The organism is Streptomyces spinoverrucosus (genome assembly GCF_015712165.1).
Lineage (GTDB): Bacteria > Actinomycetota > Actinomycetes > Streptomycetales > Streptomycetaceae > Streptomyces > Streptomyces spinoverrucosus_A.
The window spans coordinates 5197740-5216749 of sequence record NZ_JADPZX010000001.1; the positions used below are offsets into that span (position 1 = coordinate 5197740).

The window sequence follows — 19010 nt, forward strand, 5'->3', positions numbered from 1 at the left end:
TCTGAGACACCGCTGTCAGGCGATCAGATGTCAGGCGACCAGGGCCGCCGCAGACACCGGCTCCGGCTCCGGCTCTGGCCCCGGCTCCGGTACCGGCACCGGTTCCGGTTCCGGTACGGCCGTCCGGACCGGGCACACCGCGGACAGCCGTGACACCCGTAGTCCCTCGCCCAGCACACCCCCACCCGCGCCGAGCAGATGGGCCGAACGCGCCATGACGGCGGCGGCCAACCGGGGCCCCCGCAGCGCCGGTTGGCCGGTCAGGGCGTCGTTCAGCGCGGTGATGGCCACCCGGGCCCGGCGGACCCGGCACAGCTCCGCGTGCACGGCCCACACGGGCAGCCCCCGTGCCGCGTCCGTCAGCGCGGTGAACGACGGCATCCCGCAGTCCGCGACGACGAGCACGGCCCGGTACCGGCCGTGGCCCACCGACCGCAGCAGCGACGGCAGCCGGTCCTGTGGGGCGAGCAGGACGAGCGCGTCGCTGCTCGGGGCGTCGGCCGCCGACGCGGTGCACGCCGTCATCCCGCCCTCCCGCGCGCGGGCGACGACCTCCTCGGCCGGCGGCGCGCCGCCCGCCTCGTCTGTCGTGGTGCTCTCCTCGTACGCCACCGTGAGCGACGCCGCTCCCAGCGCCGCCGCGCTCTCGGCGAGGGTACGGGCGAGGCGTGTGCCGTCCGCCGCCCAGCTCACCGCGGGCGCGCGGCCCCGGACGAACGGCAGCAGGCAGGCCAGGTGCGCCCGCTCGTAGGCCACGGTGGCTGCCTCGGCGACGAGTGGGTCGGCGTGCCCGATGACCGCCGCGTACGCGCCGTCGGCGACCGCCTCTCCGACGCCCTCGGCCTCATGGTGCACCTGCCAGGTGGCCGTCCCCGGGGCAGTGGTGCGGATCCGCTCCACCTCGGCGAGCAGCACCGCCCCCGAGGGGGTGTGCGGTCCGGTCAGGGGGGCGACGACGGCGACGACCGGTGCAGGCACGACGGTCAGCCCCAGATGAGGGAGTCGGACGAGCCGGCCGCGACGACCACACCGGCCTCCGGCGCGCCCACAGCCGCCGCGCCGAGCACGAGGGCGGCGAGGGCGGCGGGCAGGACTGCGCGAAGAGCGGTACGAGCGGTACGAGCGGTACGGGCCGTACGGGCCGTACGGGTACGGAGGACGGTGGGCACGGAAACGGTGGGCACGGAAACGGTGGGCACGGAAACCTCCAGGTTGTCGGCGTGCGGTGCGTTCAGGATGTGCCGGGCCGATCACCGTCGGCTACGCCTGAGGGGGTTCCGGGACCGGTCATGGCCAGGCCCGGACGCGTCGCGCCCCTCGGCACCGTCGCCCTCCGCCTCTGCTTCGGCACGGCTGCCGCGTCCGTATGGCGGACCGCGTCTGGCCAGGTCAGGGGCGCCTTCCTAAGATCCGTTCGGCGGTCGACGGGGGAGCGGGCGCCGGGGCACATGGATCGGGGGGACTCCGTGGATGTGAGAGAGCGTGCCCAGGAGCTGTACCGCGTCGCGCTCGACGACGCGACCTGGCGCCGGGAGACCGTGACGGGGCAGTACGGCTGGAGCGACACCGAGTTCGCCGAGGCGCTCCAACTCCTCAGTCGGCTACGGCTGTTCGTGCCCGCGCCGGACAACCGCAACGGCTGGACGGCGCTGTCGCCCGACACCGCGCTGCGCAACCTGCTCACCGAGGAGGAGCGCAACACCGCCGCCCTGCTGCACTCCGTACAGCAGACGCGGTCGGCGTTCACCCGGATCCTTGCCGACTTCCAGCCGGTGCACGCGCGTGAGCTGCTCTCCGTACGGATGGAGGTGGTGACCGGCGCCGCGAACGTCTCGGCAGCGCTGGAGAACGTGGCGCGGCGCGTCGAGGAGGAGGTGCTGTCGCTGCACCCGGGGCGCGCGCTGCCCGCCGAGATGGTGGAGGCGGGCCTGGAACGGGACCTGGCGGCGCTGGGGCGTGGGGTGCGGGTTCGGACGGTTCACCTCGGAGCGGCGGCGGCCGTGCCGCACATGGCGTCGTATCTGCGGCGGCTGAGTGCGGCGGGGGCGCAGGTGCGCACCGCGCACACCTTGCCGCTGCGGCTGATCGTGGTGGACCGCTCGACGGCGATCGTGCCGGCGCCGCCGGCGGGCGAGGACGGGATCGCGGCGGTGATTCTGCGGGGCGAGACGTTGGTCGGGGTGTTCCGGGAGATCTTCGAGCACTGCTGGGAGGCGGCGAACGCGCTGAGCGACGTGCCGGCCGGGCCGGACGGGGAGTGGCGCCCGGAGGGTCGGCACCGCGAGGTGCTGCGGATGCTCGCGGGCGGCCTCACCGACGAGGCGATGGCACGCAAGCTCGGCGTCTCCGAACGCACGGTCCGCCGCCTCGTCTCCGAACTCACCGAACGCCTGGGCGCGGCAAGCCGCTTCCAGGCGGGAGCCAGCGCGGTACGCCTGGGCTGGCTGGACAGCTGACCCCAGCCGCCCATCCCGACCGACAAGCCACCAGGACCGTCCGCCCCGACCCTCCGACAGCCCGACCGGGACATCCGCCCCACCCCGCCCACCGGCTGCCCTCCCGAAACGCCGGTCGGCTCAGCCGCCGGGGCGTGCTGCGGGTTCCGGGATCGGGGACGTGTCAGCGGGAGGCGGACTCGTTCGTGCCGCGTCCCCGTCCCGCCGCCGGTCCGCCACAGCGCGGCCCCATCCGGTCCCCACCAGCACCAGCACCGCCCCCACGAGACCGAGCCACCCGGGACGGTCGCCGGCCAGGGCGATGCCCACCGCCGCCGCCCACACCGGCTCCGTCCCCAGCAGCAGGCTGACCCGCGACGGCGACGTCCGCCGCACCGCCCACATCTGCACGAAGAAGGCGAACAGCGTGCAGAACACCGACAGATACAGCAGCCCCAGCCAGTCCCAGGCCCCGAAGGCGGCCGCGGCCGCCCACGGCGACGCGCCGGTTCCGGGCAGCGTCGACAGCGCGGCGAACACCACCACCGCGCTGCCCAGTTGGACCGTGGTCAGCGACAGCGCGTCCGCGTCGCGCACCGACTTCATCCGGGACATCGCGAGCACATGCACGGTACGGGCAACGGCGGCCCCCAGCATCAGCAGATCGCCCCCGGACGGCGCCGTGAACCCGGCCCCCTGCGTCAGCAGGGCCACTCCCAGGACCGACAGCCCCGCGGCCGCCATGAAGGACCTCGGCAACCGGGTGCCCCGCACTCTGCTCTCCGCCAACGGCGTGAACACCATCGTCAGGCTGATGATCAGCCCGGCGTTGGTCGCCGACGTGTGCACCACGCCGTACGTCTCCAGCAGGAAGATCCCGGCGAGGATCAGCCCCAGCAGCCCCGCGCCCCGCACCTGGGCGGCGCTCAGCGCCCGCAGCCGCCGCCACCCGGCCACCACCAGCACCGGGAGCACCACGGCGAACCGCAGCACCAGCACAGCCAGCACCGTCTGTGCCGTGGTGACTCCCTTGGCGGCCAGGTAGCTGGAGCCCCACACCACCGCGACCAGCAGGACGGGAAGATCGGTCAGTCGGCCACGCCCGGCCGCGGTGACGCTCATCGGCGCTCCTTTATGAATACGAACCTATGAATATGAATACGGACACGAGGGTGAACGCTAGTGCTCAGCGCGCGGTGTACGCGATCACCAGCACGTCACGGTGTGCGGGCCGGGCCGCGTCCACCGGTCGTACCGGCGTCACCGAGTGCAGCGTCCGGCGGTCGTCGCCCAGCAGCAGGTCACCCGGCTCGGACAGGGTGGTGGTCAGCAGATGCTCGTCGGAGTCGGCGTACACCCCGCTCTCACCGCCGCTGACGTTCACCCGGTCGATCAGCAGCGAGGTGATGAAGGTGACCCCGTCCCGGTGACGGCCCTCGGGCGCGGGCTGGCCCTCCTGCTCGGTGGACGCGCTGATCCGGTACGGGTGGAGCTTGACGTTCCACCGCGGGGTGCCGTCGACCTCGGTGAAGATCCGGCCGAGCGCCACCAGCACGGACCGCAGCAGCGGGTCCGCGGTGAACGACTCCGTCAGCGGGTCGAAGACTCGTTCGACGCCGCCGTTGAGCGGGTTGATGTCCATCTCCTGGCGGTACGGCGCGTGCGGCAGCAGCGTCAGCTCACCGGCGGCCGGGTCCAGGTCGAACTGGCCGTAGCGGCGGAAGCGGTAGGTGCCGCCGTCGGCCATGTGGGTGTCCAGCGTCAGCTCGTCCCAGTGCGCGGCGAACCGTGCCCAGTCACCGGCGTCCACACCGACCAGCGAGGACAGCGCGGCGGACGGCATCAGATGCCCACCGGGACCCGACAGGGCGGCGACGGCGTCGGTGGCGGCGGGGTGCGCGAGAGCGGTGGTCATGAGGGAACTCCGTAAGTCGGTGAAGGGATCCGTAAGACGGCGTCGGGACCCATGAGTCGGTGATGGGACCCGTGAGTCGGTGAAGGGATCCGTAAGTCGGTGTCGGGACCCATGTGTCAGTGAAGGGGCCCATGAGTCGGTGAAGGGATTCGTGAGCCGCTGTTGAAAGGGGGCTCAGGCAGCCGCCGTGAGCAGTGGCTCGGCGCGGTGCGCGAAGGGTGCGGACTCGGCCGCGATTGCCTCGTCCTCCCACTCCTCGCGCGCCCGCAGATACAGCGGCCGGCCGGCGGTGATGGAGCGGGTGTCGGCGCCCCCGGCGCGCAGCCGCCAGGTGACGCTGCCGCTGGTGCGCAGCGCACAGGAGTCGACGAACGACTGGACGGCGAGCCGCAGTTCGCCGAACCAGCGCCCCTCCAGCGCCTCCCGTACCCACACCTGCTCCAGGTGCCGCTTCTCCCTGATCAGTTCGGCGTCCAGGCAGGCGGACTCGATGTGCCGGTAGCTGCTCAGCAGCAGCCAGGCGGCCGGCATCTCGCGGATTTCCAGGACCTTCTCACCGTGGTCCAGGTGCTCCAGACCGGAGTAGCGGCCCAGGCCGTACGCACCGACGCGCCGGTTGAGCCGCTCGATCAGCTCGGTCAGCGGCAGCGGTTCGCCGTCCAGCGCGACCGGGCGGCCCCGCTCGACGGTGAGGGTCAGCAGCTCGGAGTCGTCCGGCGCGACGGTGGGCCGGCTCCAGGCGTACATCTCCTCGGGCACCTCGTGCAGTTCGGGATCGTCGAGGATCCCGGACTCGAACTCACGGCACCACAGGTTGGAGTCGCCGCTCACGATCCGCCCGGCCAGCAGGTCCACCCCGGCGGCGCGCAGCGCGGCGAGTTTGTCGTCGCGGGTGACCGGGTCCAGGTCGTACGGGCTGCCGTAGGCGCCCTCGTAACCGAGCAGCCGCAGCGCTCCGTTGAGCCGGCGCAGGGTGTTCTGCGAGCGGTTGGCGGTGTGCAGTACGGCCTGGGCGCCCAGGGAGCGGGCCAGTTCCACGGCCGACTGCGCGATGAGCGGGCGGCTGAGGGTGGAGCTCACCGGGTGGATGCCGAGGTAGACGGCCTGCGCGGCGATGGCGGGGGCGACGAAACGGTCGGCGAACTCGGCCCGCCGGTCCAGCAGATGGATCCGCGCGCCCAGTGCCTGCGCCACCCGGCGTTTGTAGGGGCCGGACTCGTCCTCGCCGATGTCCACGCTCACGGCGTGCACCTCACGCAGCCCCATCCGGCGCAGCCGGAGCAGCAGATACGAGCTGTCCAGCCCGCCGCTGAACAGGGTCACGACGGGGCGGTCCGGGTCCAGGCCGGAGAGTTGGGCGAAGGAGCGGACGAGCGGGGGCACGGCGGTTTTGACAGCGTCAGTTGTGGTCACGCCACGAGATTTCCGCCCCGCCCGGCCCGCGGGCAACGATTCCCCCCGTCCGCGCCCGGCCATGTCCGGACCCGGCCGCACCGCACCCCACCCCCAAGCCCGACTGCCCGGCAACCCCCGCAAGCCCGACTGTCCGCCACCCCGCCGGGCGCCGCACCCGGCCCCCAAGCCCGACTGCCCGGCACCCCGCCGGGCGCCGCCCCCAAGCCCGGCCGTCCAGCACCCTCACAAGCCCGGCCGTCCAGCACCCTCACAAGCACGGCCGTCCGGCACCCTCACAAGCCCGGCCGTCCACCCCCCCACAAGCACGACTGTCCGGCACCCCCAAGGGCGCCGGACAGAAAGCCGTGATGAGTCGTGACGAGCCGTGATGAAGGAACTCGTTACCGAGGAGCCCCGCTCACTCCTCGACCGTCAGCGCCTTCCGCAGTCGCCCCAACGTCCGCGACAACAGCCGCGACACATGCATCTGCGAGATACCCAGCTCCTCGCCGATCTCCGACTGGGTCATGTTGGCGACGAAACGCAGGGAGAGGATCTTCCGGTCCCGGTGCGGGAGTTCGGCGATCAGGGGCTTGAGGGACTCGACGTACTCGATGCCTTCGAGCCCGTGGTCCTCGTAGCCGATCCGGTCCGCGAGGGCGCCCTCGCTGTCGTCCTCCTCGGGCTGCGCGTCCAGCGAGGAGGCCGTGTAGGCATTGGACGCGGCCATGCCCTCGACGACCTCGTCGTGGGACAGCCCGAGCCGCTCCGCCAGTTCCGCCACCGTGGGTGCGCGGTCGAACTTCTGGGCCAGCTCGTCGCCGGCCTTGGCCAGGTCGAGCCGGAGCTCCTGCAGCCGGCGCGGGACGCGCACGGACCACGAGGTGTCACGGAAGAAACGCTTGATCTCGCCGATGATGGTTGGCATGGCGAACGTGGGGAACTCGACGCCACGGCTGAGTTCGAAACGGTCGATCGCCTTGATAAGGCCGATGGTGCCGACCTGGATGATGTCCTCCATCGGCTCGCTGCGGGAGCGGAAGCGGGAGGCGGCGAACTTGACCAGGGCGAGGTTGAGTTCGACGAGCGTGTTGCGCACGTAGGAGTATTCGTGCGTGCCTTCCTCGAGCGATTCCAGCCGCTCGAAGAGGGTCTTGGACAGGGCCCGCGCATCGACGGGACCGACCTCGTCGTACGGGGGGATCTCCGGAAGTCCGGCCAGTACGTCGTCCTGGACGCCGAGGTCGTCCTGGTGGGCCGCGAACGTCTCGCTGTCCTGCGCGATGGGATCCAGATGTTCCGAAGGGGGTGTCGACGTCGCCGTCCGGGTATGCGATGCGTCGAGCCGGGGTGACATGATGTCCTCCATCGTTCTCGGCATATGGCTGCCGAAGCCAGTACGTGCACTGCGGTGTGCGGCGCCTCCAAAGCCGGCCGTGTTGGTTACGTGTCTCTACTAGCCCTACCCGCTTTCGCAAGCCCACCGCAAGTGCGTTCTGTGGGTATATGTCCGTTTCTGGGCGGATGTTCGGCTGTCGAAGGGTGTAGGGAAGGCGTAGTGTTCGAGGGCGACAGTCAGCAGCCACGACCTCGGGAGAGAGAGACGGCATGGACCACGGGACGGTCGGCAGCGCACAGTCGGGCCGGCTTCTGGTGGAGGTGCGGGAAGCGGGCTCCAGCGCCGTCGTGACTCCGGCGGGTGAGCTGGATCACCACACCGCCGATCTGTTGCGCGAACCACTCGACGAATGCCTCGCCAAAGGTTTCAGCCGTCTGGTCGTGGACTGCTCACGGCTGGAATTCTGCGACTCCACGGGACTCAACGTGCTGCTCGGCGCCCGCCTGAAGGCGGAGGACGCCGGGGGCGGAGTGCATCTGGCCGGGATGCAGCCCGTGGTGGCTCGTGTGTTCGAAATCACAGGGGCTGAGGCGGTCTTCACCGTGCACGACACGGTCGAGGCCGCCCTGTCCGGCGAGGACGAGGCCGACTGAGCGCCCCCGGGTGTCCGAAGTGCCGGGCCGTCCCGAAGTGGGGGGTGTTCCCCTGGATCGGTCGGGCAGGAGACATCCTGAACATGTCGGCGGCAATCGTGACGAGCGCGCGGACGCGCAGCACTGGGCGCACGGACACTGAGTACCGAGCACCGACCTATTCGTAACTGAACTCTTGAATCGTGAACTGGTGAATCGGTGAGGTGAAGCGCTGATGAGCACCACCCGGCCCTACTCGCCGGGCGACCGCGGCCCGGAGCCCGGCGGCGCTTCCGGGGCGTCCGAGGGGGGCGTTCCAGGGACCGGGGCGCCCGAAGGGGACGCAGCCGTGTCGTCGAGGGCGCGTCAGGTCCGCAGGCTGGCCTTCGACGGCGAGAGCGGTGTCGTGCCGCTGGCCCGCGACTTCGCCCGTCAGGCGCTGTACGCGTGGGGCTGGCTGCCCGCCGCGACCGCGGACCAGCGGGCCGCGGCGGAGGATGTGCTGCTCGTGGTGTCCGAGTTGGTCACCAACGCGTGTCTCCACGCGGAGGGGCCGGACGAGATGTTCATCGCCTGCGACAACAAGGTGATCCGGATCGAGGTCTCCGACCGGGGGGCGGGACAGCCGGCGCCGCGGACGCCGCATCGGGCCGGGCGGCCCGGGGGCATGGGATGTTCATCGTCCAGCGGCTTTGTCTGGATTGGGGGGTTGTACGGACCCCTGGTGTCGCCGGTAAGACGGTGTGGGCGGAGTTGGGGGCGCCCGCGTAAGCGCCGCGCGGCCTTGTGTGGTTCCTCGGCTGCGGGTTGTTCGTCGGCCGCGGGTTGTTCGTCGGCCGCGGGTTGTTCGTGGCTGGTCGCGCAGTTCCCCGCGCCCCTGTGGGGCGTTTCACATCCCCACACTTCCAACACGCCCCGCGTCTTCCTTCCTCATCCCCCGGGCGTACCTTGACGGCCCGATCTGATATGCCGTCAGGAATGAGGGGACCGTGTCGTACCAGAAGCGAACCGTCGCGCTCACGTCGGCCGCCGCCCTGGCCGGCGCGGCCGTACTGATGGCCGCTCCCGCAGCCCACGCCGAGGTCGTCGACGTCAACTACCAGTGCAAGACGCCGATCGGCGACAAGAGTGCCGTCTCTCCGATCGACATCAAGGGCGTCCGGAGCGGCTCCGGCTACAAGATCACGATGTCCTGGCAGAAGGGCGTCTCCTCCAGCCCGGTCGAACTCGGCAAGGGCGCGATGAACCCGAGCGCCACGATCCAGCTGGGCGGCGCCGACAGCGGCACGATGAGCGTCTCCGGGCCCGCCAACCAGGCCGCGATCCCCGCCAACACGCCCATCAAGATCAACGACCTGTCGGGCACCTACACCCCGAAGAAGACCGGCAAGGTCACCTTCACAGCGGGCATCCTCACCATCAAGGCCCTCGGTACGACGACGACCTGCACCCCGAGCAACGACCCCGGGCCGTCCCTCACGCTCGACGTCACCGCGTCGGCCGGCGGGGGAGCGCCCCAGGGTGGCGGCGACTCCGGCGGGCAGCTCCCGCAGACCGGCCCCGAGGACTCCGCGATCGCCCTCGGCACGCTCGGCGGAACGATCCTGCTGGCGGGTGCGGCGGGCGCCCTGTGGCTGACGCGCCGGAACCAGCCGGTGCGGGTACGCCGCTGAGCCGCCGCAAGCAGACGGTTCGCCGCCGACCACCCCGGAGTACGACCGCTGGAGCCGCCGATGTCGTATCCCACCCGCGCCGCCCACGCCGTGTGCCTCTGCTTCCTCGCCCTGCTGTGCGCCGCCCCGGCGGCGACCGCGGCGGGCGAGGGCTGGTCCGTCGCGCCGGCCGGAGGCGGCCGGCCCTCCTTCTACGCCGAGGGCGCGCCCGGCACAGCCCTGCGGGACACGGTCTCCGTGACCAATCGCACACGGCACCCGCTCACCGTCCGGCTGACCGGCACCGGCGTTCCGGTCACGTTCGCCGACGCCGAGATACGCGTCCCGGCCCGCACCCGCGCCGACATCCCGTTCACTGTGACCGTGCCCGACCGGGCCACGCCCGGCGACCGCCGGGGAACGGTCGTCGTACGCGACGGCGACGGCAGGTCCGAGGCCGTACCCCTGCTGCTCCGGATCGGCGGACCCGAGCTGTCCGCCCTCACCGTCGAGCGGGTCGCGGTGCGCGGTGACCGCATCACGTACGACCTTGTCAACCGGGGTACCACCGACCTCGTCCCCACCCTCGCCGTGCACGTCGACGGCGTCTTCGGCACCCTCCTCGACCGCGCCCCGCGCACCCTCCCCGTCGAACTCCCCCCGGGCCGCCGCCTCCACCTCACCGAACCCTGGCCGGACCGGCCCGCGCTGGACGCGGTCGACGTACGGCTGACGGTGACGGCGGCGGGCGGGGCGCGGGACACCGCGCGGGCGTCGGCGCGATTCGTGCCGTGGGTCGGGGCGGCGGCGGGCGGCACCCTGGTCGTCGGCACGGCGGCTCTGGCGGTCGTTCGACGGCGAAGGCGCCGTACGACCCCCGAACCCGCGCCTGAACCCGCGCGGGAGCAGGTTGAGTTGACGGGAGCGGCGAGGTGAGGATGCGGTTTCCGGTCTCGGTGTTCGCGGCGCTGCTGCTGCTCCTCGTCGTGCCCCTGCCCGCCGTCGCCGTGGACGGGCCGAGCGTGAAGTTGTCCACGGCACAGGCGGGTACCGGCGGTTCGGTCACCGTGAGCGGGAGCGGGTGGCGGGAGCGGACGCTGCTGATGATCCTGATCTGTGGGCAGTCCGTGCCGTCCCGGGGCGTGATCGGTGGCACCAACTCCTGCGCCAACGCGGACGGCCGGGCCGTCACCGCCGACGCCGAGGGCCGCTTCCGTAAGGAACTGCCGGTTGCCGAGCCGCCCGTGCCGTGCCCGTGTGTCGTGCACGTCGCCTCCGTCACCGGCCCGAAGGCGCAGGCCGACGCGGTCTTCCAGGTCGCCGGGCACGCCGTCGAACCGCTGCCCGCCGAACCGGCCGGGGGACGTCTTTCGGTGCTCAACGACACCCGGCTGGACGGCTCCAGCGGCCTGCTGACCTGGTTCGGCGCACCCCCCGCCCGCACCCTCGTCTTCACCGTCGGCAACGTCGGCACCTCGGCGGTCAAAAACCCCGTCTTCCAGATCGGCACCTCGCACGGCGTGTTCGCGCCCGAGTGGGAGGAACGGCAGTGGCGCGGCACGATCGAACCGGGCCGCAAGGCGCAGATCCGGCTGCCCGCCGAGCTGGCGGCGGGAGCGCACGGGGACTACACCGTCTCGCTGAAGTACGGCGGGAAGGTCCTCGCCGAGCAGCCGTGGGCCGTGGGGCGGCCCTGGGGCGTGACGCTGTTCTGGGTCCTGGTGTGCCTGGTGGTGCCGGCGGCCGTGTTCCGTGCCGGGATGGCCGTGGTGGACCGGGTACGACCACCCCGGCCGGGCGGCGTCCGCCACCGACGTCTCGCCGTCCGCCGTATGACCCCTCGTCAGCCTGACCCCGCCCCCTCGAACTCGACCCTGCCGTGGTTCACCCCGGACGCCGATCCGGGCACGGCCGGTCGGCTCTCCGCACCGCACGACGACAGCCCGCCGAGTCGTACGACTCCGCTCAGAAAGGGACCCACGTGAGAACGCGAAGGAGAGTCACACCGGCCGGCCTCGCGATGCTGGTGGGCGGCGCCGGGATGCTGCTCGGCCTGGCCGCGGTGCCCGCGCAGGCCGCCGAGGTGTCGTACAAGACCGAGTGCATCCCACCCGCCATCTCCGGGCTGCCGCCGGTGCAGGGCACCACGACGGTGGACATCAGCGCGCCGGCGACCGCGAAGGTGGGCGACGAGGTGGAGGTGGTCTGGACGTTCGTGCAGGCCGCCTCGAAGAACCCCGACATCGTCGATCTGCCCGCCAACTCGGTCCAGCCGAGCGGCACTCTGAAGGCGGCCGGCGCCCAGGTCGCGGACATCGCGATGCAGGGGCCGAGGGAGAATCCGCCGATTCCCAAGGGCGCCGCCATGGTGCTGTCCGCCATGAAAGGCACCCTGAAACTGACGGCACCCGGCGCGGTGACGCTCACACCCGACGCGTACGCCATCAACGCCATGTCGACGGATACGAAGTGCACTCCGCAGGAAGCGGTGAAGTCGGCGGCGACGATCAATGTCACGCCGGGGGACGGGGGTTCTGGTACGGGCAGCCCCACTCCCACGGGGACCGGGTCCCCGACCCCGACGACGCCGCCGACGACCACACCGACGACCACGCCGACGGGCACCAGCCCCGCCCCCACGGCGAGTGGCCAGACCGACTTCACCGGCAACGAGGTCCAGGTCCCCTACGAGTGCAAGACGCCGATCGGGGACAAGAACGCCACCTCGCCGGTGCAGATCAACGCCCGTAGGAACGGCGGGAGTTTCGATCTCACCGTGCAGTTCAAGAAGTCGGTGATGGACAGTCCCGCCGAGATCCCGAAGGACTCGGTCAAGCCGTCGATGGAGGTGGTGCTCGGCGGCGCCGACACCGGCACGGTCCATGTCGAGGGCCCCACCAACGCCGAGGCCATCAAGGCGGGCGACCCGATCGAGATCCCCGACCTGACCGGCACCTACAAGCCGGGCGCGAGCGGTGAGTCCACCCTGTCGCCGGGCGTGCTGACGATCGAGGCCCTGGGCACGACGACGACCTGCACGCCGGCGAAGACCGAGGTCTCGCTGACCTTGGACACCACGGAACAGGAGGGCGGAGCGTCAGGAGGCTCGTCCTCGGGCGGCGGCTCGGCGGGCGGCTCGTCATCCGGCGGCACGACCCCGGACGGCGGCCTCGCCGAAACCGGCGCCGACGACCAGAGCACCCTGAAGGCCCTGGGCCTGGTGGCAGGCACGGCGGTCCTGCTGGGCGGCGCGGTGTTCACGTTCATGCCAAAACGAAGGACGCGCTGAGCAACGCCTCTAGGGGCGCGGAGAACCGCGCACGGTGGCAAAACCGACGGGGCCGCTGAAACCCACCCGGATTCCAGCGGCCCCGTCGACTCGAGCCGGCGCTACTTCACGTCGCCCATGAGGGCCCGAATCTTCCGCCCCGCCACCATGAAGGCGAGCCCGGCCGCGACGGCGATGATCGCCCACATCGTGTAGTAGACGGCGTCACCCAGCGGAGCGTTCAACTTGGTGGTCCAGCCGTTGAGGGCGTTGCCCGTCGCGGTGGCCAGGAACCACAGACCCATGATCTGGCCCACGAACTGCTTCGGCGCCAGCTTCGTCGACAGGGACAGCCCCACCGGCGACAGGCACATCTCGCCGAGGGTCTGCACCAGGTAGACGCTCAGCAGCCAGAAGACGGTGACCTTGCCCGTGTCGCTGTTCGCGGCGGCGGCGCCGGCCAGGCCCATGATGCCGAACGAGCCACCGATGAGGAGCATCGCCAGGGCGAACTTCATGGGCGTGCTGGGCTCACGGTTGCGCTGGGCCAGCTTCACCCACACCGCGGCGAAGATCGGGGCGAGCACGATGACCATGGCCGGGTTCACGGACTGGTACCAGGATGCCGGGAACTCCCAGCCGCCGATCATGCGGTCGGTCTTGGTGTCCGCGAAGATCGTCAGCAGCGAACCGGACTGGTCGTAGATCATCCAGAACAGCACGGCCGTGGCGAAGAACCAGGCGAAGGCCTGGATCTTCGGCTTGTCCGCGCTGCTCAGGGCCGGGTTCCGGTACATCGTCACGAAGTAGACGATCGGGACGACGATGCCGAGGACCGCGAGCACGTTGACGATGTGCTCTATGTCGTACGTCCCCAGCGCGATGTCCGCGACCAGCGCGACGACGGCGATGCCACCCCAGAGCGCGACCTTGCGCAGCGCGGCGCGCTTCTCCTCCGGGGAGGCCGGGGTGCCGGGCTCCTTGCCGATGTCACCGAGGTGACGGCCGCCGAGGACGTACTGGATGACGGCCAGGGTCATACCGACACCGGCGACACCGAAGCCGAGGTGCCAGTCGACGTTCTCGCCGAGGTAGCCGACGACCAGCGGGGCGGCCATGCCGCCGATGTTGATCGCCATGTAGAACAGCGTGAAACCGGCGTCGCGGCGGGCGCTGGGCTGGCCCTCGTAGAGGCCGCCGACCATCGCGGAGATGTTCGGCTTCAGCAGACCGGTGCCGATCGCGATCAGGCCGAGACCGCAGAAGAAGGCCACGTCGGCGGGGATCGCCAGCGTGAAGTGACCGAGAGCGATGACGATGCCGCCGACCAGCACGGCCTTGCGGGCACCCCAGAGGCGGTCCGCGACCCAGCCACCGGGCATGGCGGCCATGTACACGACCGCGTTGTACACGCCGTAGATCGAGGCGGCCAGGGCTTCCCGGCCCGCCAGGGGACCGTCGAGGACACCCGCGATCAGGTAGAGGACGAGGATGCCGCGCATTCCGTACCAGGAGAAGCGCTCCCACATCTCCGTCATGAAGAGCGTGGCCATACCGCGGGGGTGGCCGAAGAAGGTCTTCTCGGAACCGGGGGTGCCCGGGGAGGCCGAGTCCTTCGTCAGGCTGGACGCCATGGTCGATCCTTGCTGGTCGGGACGCGCTCAAACAGCGATGCGCGCCCGGTGGGGGACGGCCGGCGCCGGCGGATCGGTCGCGCGGCCCGGCCAGAGGTCATTCCTTCAAGGCCGGCCGGAGCCGGCCCGCACACAAAAGCGACCTTCGGCGTCAAGACGTCTGCCAAAGGTCCCCTTGGTTGCTACAGGCGTCCAATCACCATACGGCAGGACACTGCCGGAAAAGGAAGGACTTGAGATCGGGATCACAGGTGTCGCGGGAACCGCAGTCGCCCTTTCCAAGGTCCTTACGAGAATCCCACGCCATGTACCCAGGTTCGTACCATCGCACTCCAGGGTAAGAATCCCGGCCTTCCCATAGCCCCCCGGCTCTGGCCACAGGCGGACTACCATCACCTCATGACCCGTGTACTGCTCGCCGAGGACGACGCCTCCATCTCGGAGCCGCTGGCGCGCGCACTGCGCCGGGAGGGCTACGAGGTCGAGGTGCGTGAGGACGGCCCCGCCGCGCTCGACGCGGGCATCCAGGGCGGCGTCGACCTGGTCGTGCTGGACCTCGGGCTGCCCGGTATGGACGGCCTGGAGGTGGCCCGCCGACTGCGCGCCGAAGGCCACACCGTGCCCATCCTCATCCTGACCGCGCGCGCCGACGAGGTGGACACCGTCGTCGGTCTCGACGCCGGCGCCGACGACTACGTCACCAAGCCGTTCCGGCTCGCCGAGCTGCTCGCCCGGGTCCGGGCCCTGCTGCGGCGCGGTGCCGCCGAGCCCCAGCAGCCGCCCGCCACGCACGGGGTGCGGATCGACGTCGAGTCGCACCGCGCCTGGATGGGCGACGAGGAGCTCCAGCTCACCGCCAAGGAGTTCGACCTGCTGCGGGTCCTGGTGCGCGACGCCGGGCGGGTCGTCACCCGCGACCAGCTGATGCGCGAGGTCTGGGACACCACCTGGTGGTCGTCCACCAAGACCCTCGACATGCACATCTCCTGGCTGCGCAAGAAGCTGGGCGACGACGCGGCGAACCCCCGGTACATCGCGACGGTGCGCGGCGTGGGCTTCCGCTTCGAGAAGAGCTAGCACCGCGCCACGCCCCGCCGGGTGAGACGCGGGTAATACACGGGTAAGAGGACATGCGCCGCCGACTGATCCAGTCCACGCTCGCCGTGGTGCTCGTCGTGATCGCCGTCTTCGGCGTCTCCCTCGTCATCGTCGAGACCAAGACGATCAGCACCAGCGCCCAGGAACGGGTGGAGTCCGAGGCGGTACGGCTGGCCGGCATCGTCGACAGCCGGATCCTCGGCGACGAGCACATCACCCCCGAGATCCTCGTCGACCAGGTCGGCGACGACCGCTACGCCGTGGTGCACATGCCCGGCCGCCCGCCGATCGAGATCGGCGAGAAGCCGACCGGTGACGTCATCGAGTCGACCCGGCGGGGCGAGCAGGGCGAGACGGTCACCGTCCAGGAGCCGCGCTCCGCGGTGACCCGGGAGGTCGGCCGGACGCTGCTGATCATCGGGGCGGTGGCGCTGATGGCGGTCGTCGCCGCGGTGCTGCTCGCCCTGCGGCAGGCCAACCGCCTCGCCTCACCGCTCACCGACCTCGCCGAGACCGCCGAACGCCTCGGCTCCGGCGACCCACGGCCCCGCCGCAAGCGGTACGGCGTCCCCGAGCTGGACCGCGTCGCCGACGTCCTGGACGCCTCCGCCGAACGCATCGCCCGCATGCTCACCGCCGAGCGCCGCCTCGCCGCCGACGCCTCCCACCAGCTGCGCACCCCGCTCACCGCGCTGTCCATGCGGCTGGAGGAGATCACCCTCACCGACGACCCGGCCACCGTGAAGGAGGAGGCGGCCATCGCGCTCGGGCAGGTGGAACGCCTCACGGACGTCGTCGAACGGCTGCTGACCAACAGCCGCGACCCACGCACCGGCTCCGCGGTCACCTTCGACCTCGACGAGGTGATCCAGCAGCAGCTCGCCGAGTGGCGCCCGGCCTACCGCGGCGTCGGCCGCGCCATCGTCAGCTCCGGCAAACGGCATCTGGAGGCGGTGGGCACACCGGGCGCGGTCGCCCAGGTGCTGGCGGCCCTGATCGAGAACTCCCTCATGCACGGCGGCGGCACGGTAGCCCTGCGCACCCGCGTCACCGGCAACCAGGCCGTCATCGAGGTCACCGACGAGGGCCCCGGCGTCCCGGCCGACCTCGGCGCCCGCATCTTCGAGCGCGCGATCAGCGGCCGCAACTCCACCGGCATCGGCCTGGCCGTCGCCCGCGACCTGGCGGAGGCCGACGGGGGCCGCCTGGAGATGCTCCAGGCCAAACCGCCGGTCTTCGGGCTGTTCCTGTCGCGCACGCCGGTGCAGAAGTCCTCGCAGGAGGAGCGCACGGTCCGGTAGGACTCCCTCGGAGTCAGACCCGGGCCCGCTGCGGCGGCCGTACCGGCTCCGAGGCCTCCAGGAACGATTCCGCGCTCGCCACGGCCTCCCGGGCGGGCAGCGCCCGGAACACCCAGGTGCGGTAGGACCAGAACCGGAACAGCGTCGCGACACCGATGCCGAGGAACTTGAAGAAGTTGCTCTGCAGCGGGCTGTCCCAGCCGAACCCGTACGTCGCCGCGTACAGCACACCGTTCTCGATCACCAGGCCGACCGCGCTGAACAGCAGGAACAGCGTCAGCTCCTTCGTCCGGCCGCTCTTGTCGCGGTCACGGTAGGTGAAGTAGCGGAAGCCCAGGTAGTTGAAGGCGATCGCCACGACCGTCGCGATCACGCTGGCGCGCACCACCTGGAGGTCGGTCACATGCCGTACCAGGTTGAACACGAGAAGGTTGACGAGGAGACCCGCTCCGCCCACCGCCCCGAACCTGGCTGCTTCCCGCACGAGCCTGCCCAGCCCTGAGGAACCACGTCCCATGGTCGTACAGGCCCCCAGTCGGTCGGTGTCGTCAACCCGGCCATGCTAACCACCGCACTTCTGTGATCGCCTGTGTATGACGTCACGGCCGTCGAATGAGGTGGAAACCGGCCGACCTCGCGTGGCCGATACCCTGGGGGCGTGACGTTCCCGGTAGTCGGCATGGTCGGCGGGGGTCAGCTCGCGCGTATGACGCACGAGGCGGGCATCCCGTTGGGCATCAGGTTCAAGCTCCTCAGTGACACCCCGCAGGATTCCGCGGCGCAGGTGGTCAGCGATGTCGTGATCGGCGACTATCGCGACCTGGACACGCTGCGCGCCTTCGCACGCGGCTGTGACGTGATCACCTTCGATCACGAGCACGTACCCACCGAGCACCTACGGGCCCTGGAGGCGGACGGCATCCCCGTACGCCCGGGACCCGACGCGCTTCAGCACGCCCAGGACAAGGGCGTCATGCGCGCGAAGCTCGACGCGATCGGCGTGCCGTGCCCGAGGCACCGCATCGTGAGCGACCCGCAGGACGTCGCCGCGTTCGCGGCCGAGGGCGACGGCTTCCCCGTCGTTCTCAAGACCGTCCGCGGTGGCTACGACGGCAAGGGCGTGTGGGTCGTGGACTCGGTCGAGGAGGCCGCCGCACCGTTCCGCGCCGGCGTCCCCGTCCTCGCCGAGGAGAAGGTCGACTTCGTACGGGAGCTCGCGGCGAACGTCGTCCGCTCCCCGCACGGCCAGGCCGTGGCGTACCCGGTGGTCGAGTCCCAGCAGGTCGACGGCGTCTGCGACACCGTCATCGCGCCCGCACCCGACCTGGACGAGTCCCTCGCCCTCAGGGCCGAGGAGATGGCGCTGAGCATCGCCAAGGAACTCGGCGTCGTAGGCCACCTCGCCGTCGAGCTGTTCCAGACCCGCGACGGCCGCATCCTCGTCAACGAGCTGGCGATGCGCCCGCACAACTCGGGCCACTGGACCCAGGACGGCGCGATCACCTCCCAGTTCGCCAACCACGTCCGGGCGGTCCTGGACCTCCCCCTCGGCGATCCGCGCCCGCGCGCGAAGTGGACGGTGATGGTCAACGTCCTCGGCGGCGACTACCCCGACATGTACTCCGCGTACCTGCACTGCATGGCCCGCGACCCCCAGCTGAAGATCCACATGTACGGCAAGGACGTGAAGCCCGGCCGCAAGGTCGGCCACGTCAACACCTACGGCGACGACCTCGACGACGTGCTGGACCGCGCCCGTCACGCTGCCGGCTACCTGAGAGGCACGATCACCGAATGAGCCCCGTTGTTGGCATCGTCATGGGGTCGGACTCCGACTGGCCCGTCATGGAGGCCGCCGCACAGGCGCTCGACGAGTTCGAGATCGCCTACGAGGTCGACGTCGTCTCCGCGCACCGTATGCCGCGCGAGATGGTCACGTACGGCGAGCAGGCCGCGGACCGGGGACTCAAGGTGATCATCGCCGGGGCGGGCGGCGCCGCCCATCTGCCCGGCATGCTCGCGTCCGTGACCCCGCTGCCGGTGATCGGCGTGCCCGTGCCGCTGAAGTACCTGGACGGCATGGACAGCCTGCTGTCCATCGTGCAGATGCCGGCCGGTGTGCCGGTCGCCACGGTCTCCGTCGCCGGTGCCCGCAACGCCGGACTGCTCGCGGCCCGTATCCTCGCCGCCCACGACGAGGAACTCCTCGGCCGGATGCGGGACTTCCAGCAGGAGCTGAACGACCAGGCCACCGAGAAGGGCAAGCGGCTGCGCGCCAAGGTCGAGGGCGCGGGCAACGGCTTCGGCTTCGGCAAGTGACGGCACGAGACTGGGGGACGGC

General features: G+C 71.2%; 18 protein-coding genes and 1 pseudogene. 11 read left to right on the forward strand and 8 right to left on the reverse strand.

Going from position 1 to position 19010, the window contains the following annotated elements:
* Positions 1-30: 30 nt before the first annotated feature.
* Positions 31-978: a hypothetical protein gene (locus I2W78_RS23650; RefSeq protein WP_196462276.1), complete on the reverse strand. Its 948-nt coding sequence runs from the start codon at positions 976-978 to the stop codon at positions 31-33.
* A 5-nt stretch (positions 979-983) separates the two neighbouring features.
* A complete protein-coding gene (locus tag I2W78_RS23655; RefSeq protein WP_196462277.1) occupies positions 984-1199 on the reverse strand; it encodes a hypothetical protein in 216 nt (71 codons plus the stop codon).
* Between the two features lie 267 nt (positions 1200-1466).
* On the opposite strand from I2W78_RS23655, the gene I2W78_RS23660 reads away from it, so the two are divergent.
* Positions 1467-2456, forward strand: a complete 990-nt coding sequence (locus I2W78_RS23660; protein ID WP_196462278.1) for a helix-turn-helix transcriptional regulator — start codon at positions 1467-1469, stop codon at positions 2454-2456.
* 120 nt (positions 2457-2576) lie between these two features.
* Here I2W78_RS23660 and I2W78_RS23665 read toward each other — a convergent pair whose 3' ends face one another.
* The 4 genes from I2W78_RS23665 to I2W78_RS23680 all read right to left on the reverse strand — a co-directional run bounded on the left by I2W78_RS23665 (position 2577) and on the right by I2W78_RS23680 (position 7102).
* Entirely contained in the window at positions 2577-3557 is a 981-nt protein-coding gene (locus I2W78_RS23665) for a DMT family transporter (RefSeq protein WP_196462279.1), read from the reverse strand.
* 64 nt (positions 3558-3621) lie between these two features.
* The gene (locus tag I2W78_RS23670) at positions 3622-4350 is read right to left on the reverse strand and encodes a 2OG-Fe dioxygenase family protein (RefSeq protein WP_196462280.1); all 729 of its coding nucleotides are present in this window, start codon (positions 4348-4350) and stop codon (positions 3622-3624) included.
* Positions 4351-4524: 174 nt separating this feature from the next.
* Positions 4525-5763, reverse strand: a complete 1239-nt coding sequence (locus I2W78_RS23675; protein ID WP_307783763.1) for an argininosuccinate synthase-related protein — start codon at positions 5761-5763, stop codon at positions 4525-4527.
* Positions 5764-6163: 400 nt separating this feature from the next.
* A complete protein-coding gene (locus tag I2W78_RS23680; protein WP_230885563.1) occupies positions 6164-7102 on the reverse strand; it encodes an RNA polymerase sigma factor SigF in 939 nt (312 codons plus the stop codon).
* A gap of 251 nt (positions 7103-7353) precedes the next feature.
* Here I2W78_RS23680 and I2W78_RS23685 point away from each other — a divergent pair, with 251 nt between their 5' ends.
* The 6 genes and pseudogenes from I2W78_RS23685 (at position 7354) to I2W78_RS23710 (ending at position 12657) form a co-directional block, all read left to right on the forward strand.
* Complete coding sequence (locus I2W78_RS23685; protein WP_196462283.1) at positions 7354-7737, forward strand: STAS domain-containing protein; 384 nt, start codon at positions 7354-7356, stop codon at positions 7735-7737.
* A 214-nt stretch (positions 7738-7951) separates the two neighbouring features.
* Positions 7952-8487, forward strand: a pseudogene (locus I2W78_RS23690) (ATP-binding protein).
* A 218-nt stretch (positions 8488-8705) separates the two neighbouring features.
* Positions 8706-9389, forward strand: a complete 684-nt coding sequence (locus tag I2W78_RS23695; RefSeq protein ID WP_196462284.1) for an LPXTG cell wall anchor domain-containing protein — start codon at positions 8706-8708, stop codon at positions 9387-9389.
* A gap of 60 nt (positions 9390-9449) precedes the next feature.
* The gene (locus I2W78_RS23700) at positions 9450-10304 is read left to right on the forward strand and encodes a COG1470 family protein (protein WP_196462285.1); all 855 of its coding nucleotides are present in this window, start codon (positions 9450-9452) and stop codon (positions 10302-10304) included.
* A gap of 2 nt (positions 10305-10306) precedes the next feature.
* Positions 10307-11353 carry a hypothetical protein gene (locus tag I2W78_RS23705; RefSeq protein ID WP_196462286.1) on the forward strand — a complete coding sequence of 349 codons (1047 nt, stop codon included), beginning with the start codon at positions 10307-10309 and terminating at the stop codon, positions 11351-11353.
* Positions 11354-11391: 38 nt separating this feature from the next.
* Positions 11392-12657 carry a hypothetical protein gene (locus I2W78_RS23710; RefSeq protein ID WP_196464691.1) on the forward strand — a complete coding sequence of 422 codons (1266 nt, stop codon included), beginning with the start codon at positions 11392-11394 and terminating at the stop codon, positions 12655-12657.
* 101 nt (positions 12658-12758) lie between these two features.
* On the opposite strand, the gene I2W78_RS23715 is transcribed toward I2W78_RS23710, so the two are convergent.
* Positions 12759-14270 (reverse strand): peptide MFS transporter, encoded by a 1512-nt coding sequence (locus tag I2W78_RS23715; RefSeq protein ID WP_196462287.1) that lies wholly within the window; start codon positions 14268-14270, stop codon positions 12759-12761.
* 399 nt (positions 14271-14669) lie between these two features.
* Here I2W78_RS23715 and I2W78_RS23720 point away from each other — a divergent pair, with 399 nt between their 5' ends.
* Together I2W78_RS23720 and I2W78_RS23725 are read left to right on the forward strand one after the other, a co-directional pair.
* The gene (locus tag I2W78_RS23720; RefSeq protein WP_196462288.1) at positions 14670-15347 is read left to right on the forward strand and encodes a response regulator transcription factor; all 678 of its coding nucleotides are present in this window, start codon (positions 14670-14672) and stop codon (positions 15345-15347) included.
* Between the two features lie 53 nt (positions 15348-15400).
* Positions 15401-16669 carry an ATP-binding protein gene (locus I2W78_RS23725; RefSeq protein WP_196462289.1) on the forward strand — a complete coding sequence of 423 codons (1269 nt, stop codon included), beginning with the start codon at positions 15401-15403 and terminating at the stop codon, positions 16667-16669.
* A gap of 13 nt (positions 16670-16682) precedes the next feature.
* On the opposite strand, the gene I2W78_RS23730 is transcribed toward I2W78_RS23725, so the two are convergent.
* Positions 16683-17186, reverse strand: coding sequence for a GtrA family protein (locus tag I2W78_RS23730; RefSeq protein ID WP_196462290.1), 504 nt, complete (start codon positions 17184-17186; stop codon positions 16683-16685).
* A gap of 141 nt (positions 17187-17327) precedes the next feature.
* Between I2W78_RS23730 and I2W78_RS23735 the strand changes: the two genes are divergently transcribed.
* Both I2W78_RS23735 and purE read left to right on the forward strand, forming a co-directional pair.
* Positions 17328-18467 (forward strand): 5-(carboxyamino)imidazole ribonucleotide synthase, encoded by a 1140-nt coding sequence (locus I2W78_RS23735; protein WP_196462291.1) that lies wholly within the window; start codon positions 17328-17330, stop codon positions 18465-18467.
* Positions 18464-18988 carry a 5-(carboxyamino)imidazole ribonucleotide mutase gene (gene purE, locus I2W78_RS23740; protein ID WP_196462292.1) on the forward strand — a complete coding sequence of 175 codons (525 nt, stop codon included), beginning with the start codon at positions 18464-18466 and terminating at the stop codon, positions 18986-18988. Before I2W78_RS23735 ends, purE begins: the two co-directional genes overlap by 4 nt.
* Positions 18989-19010 lie beyond the last annotated feature (22 nt).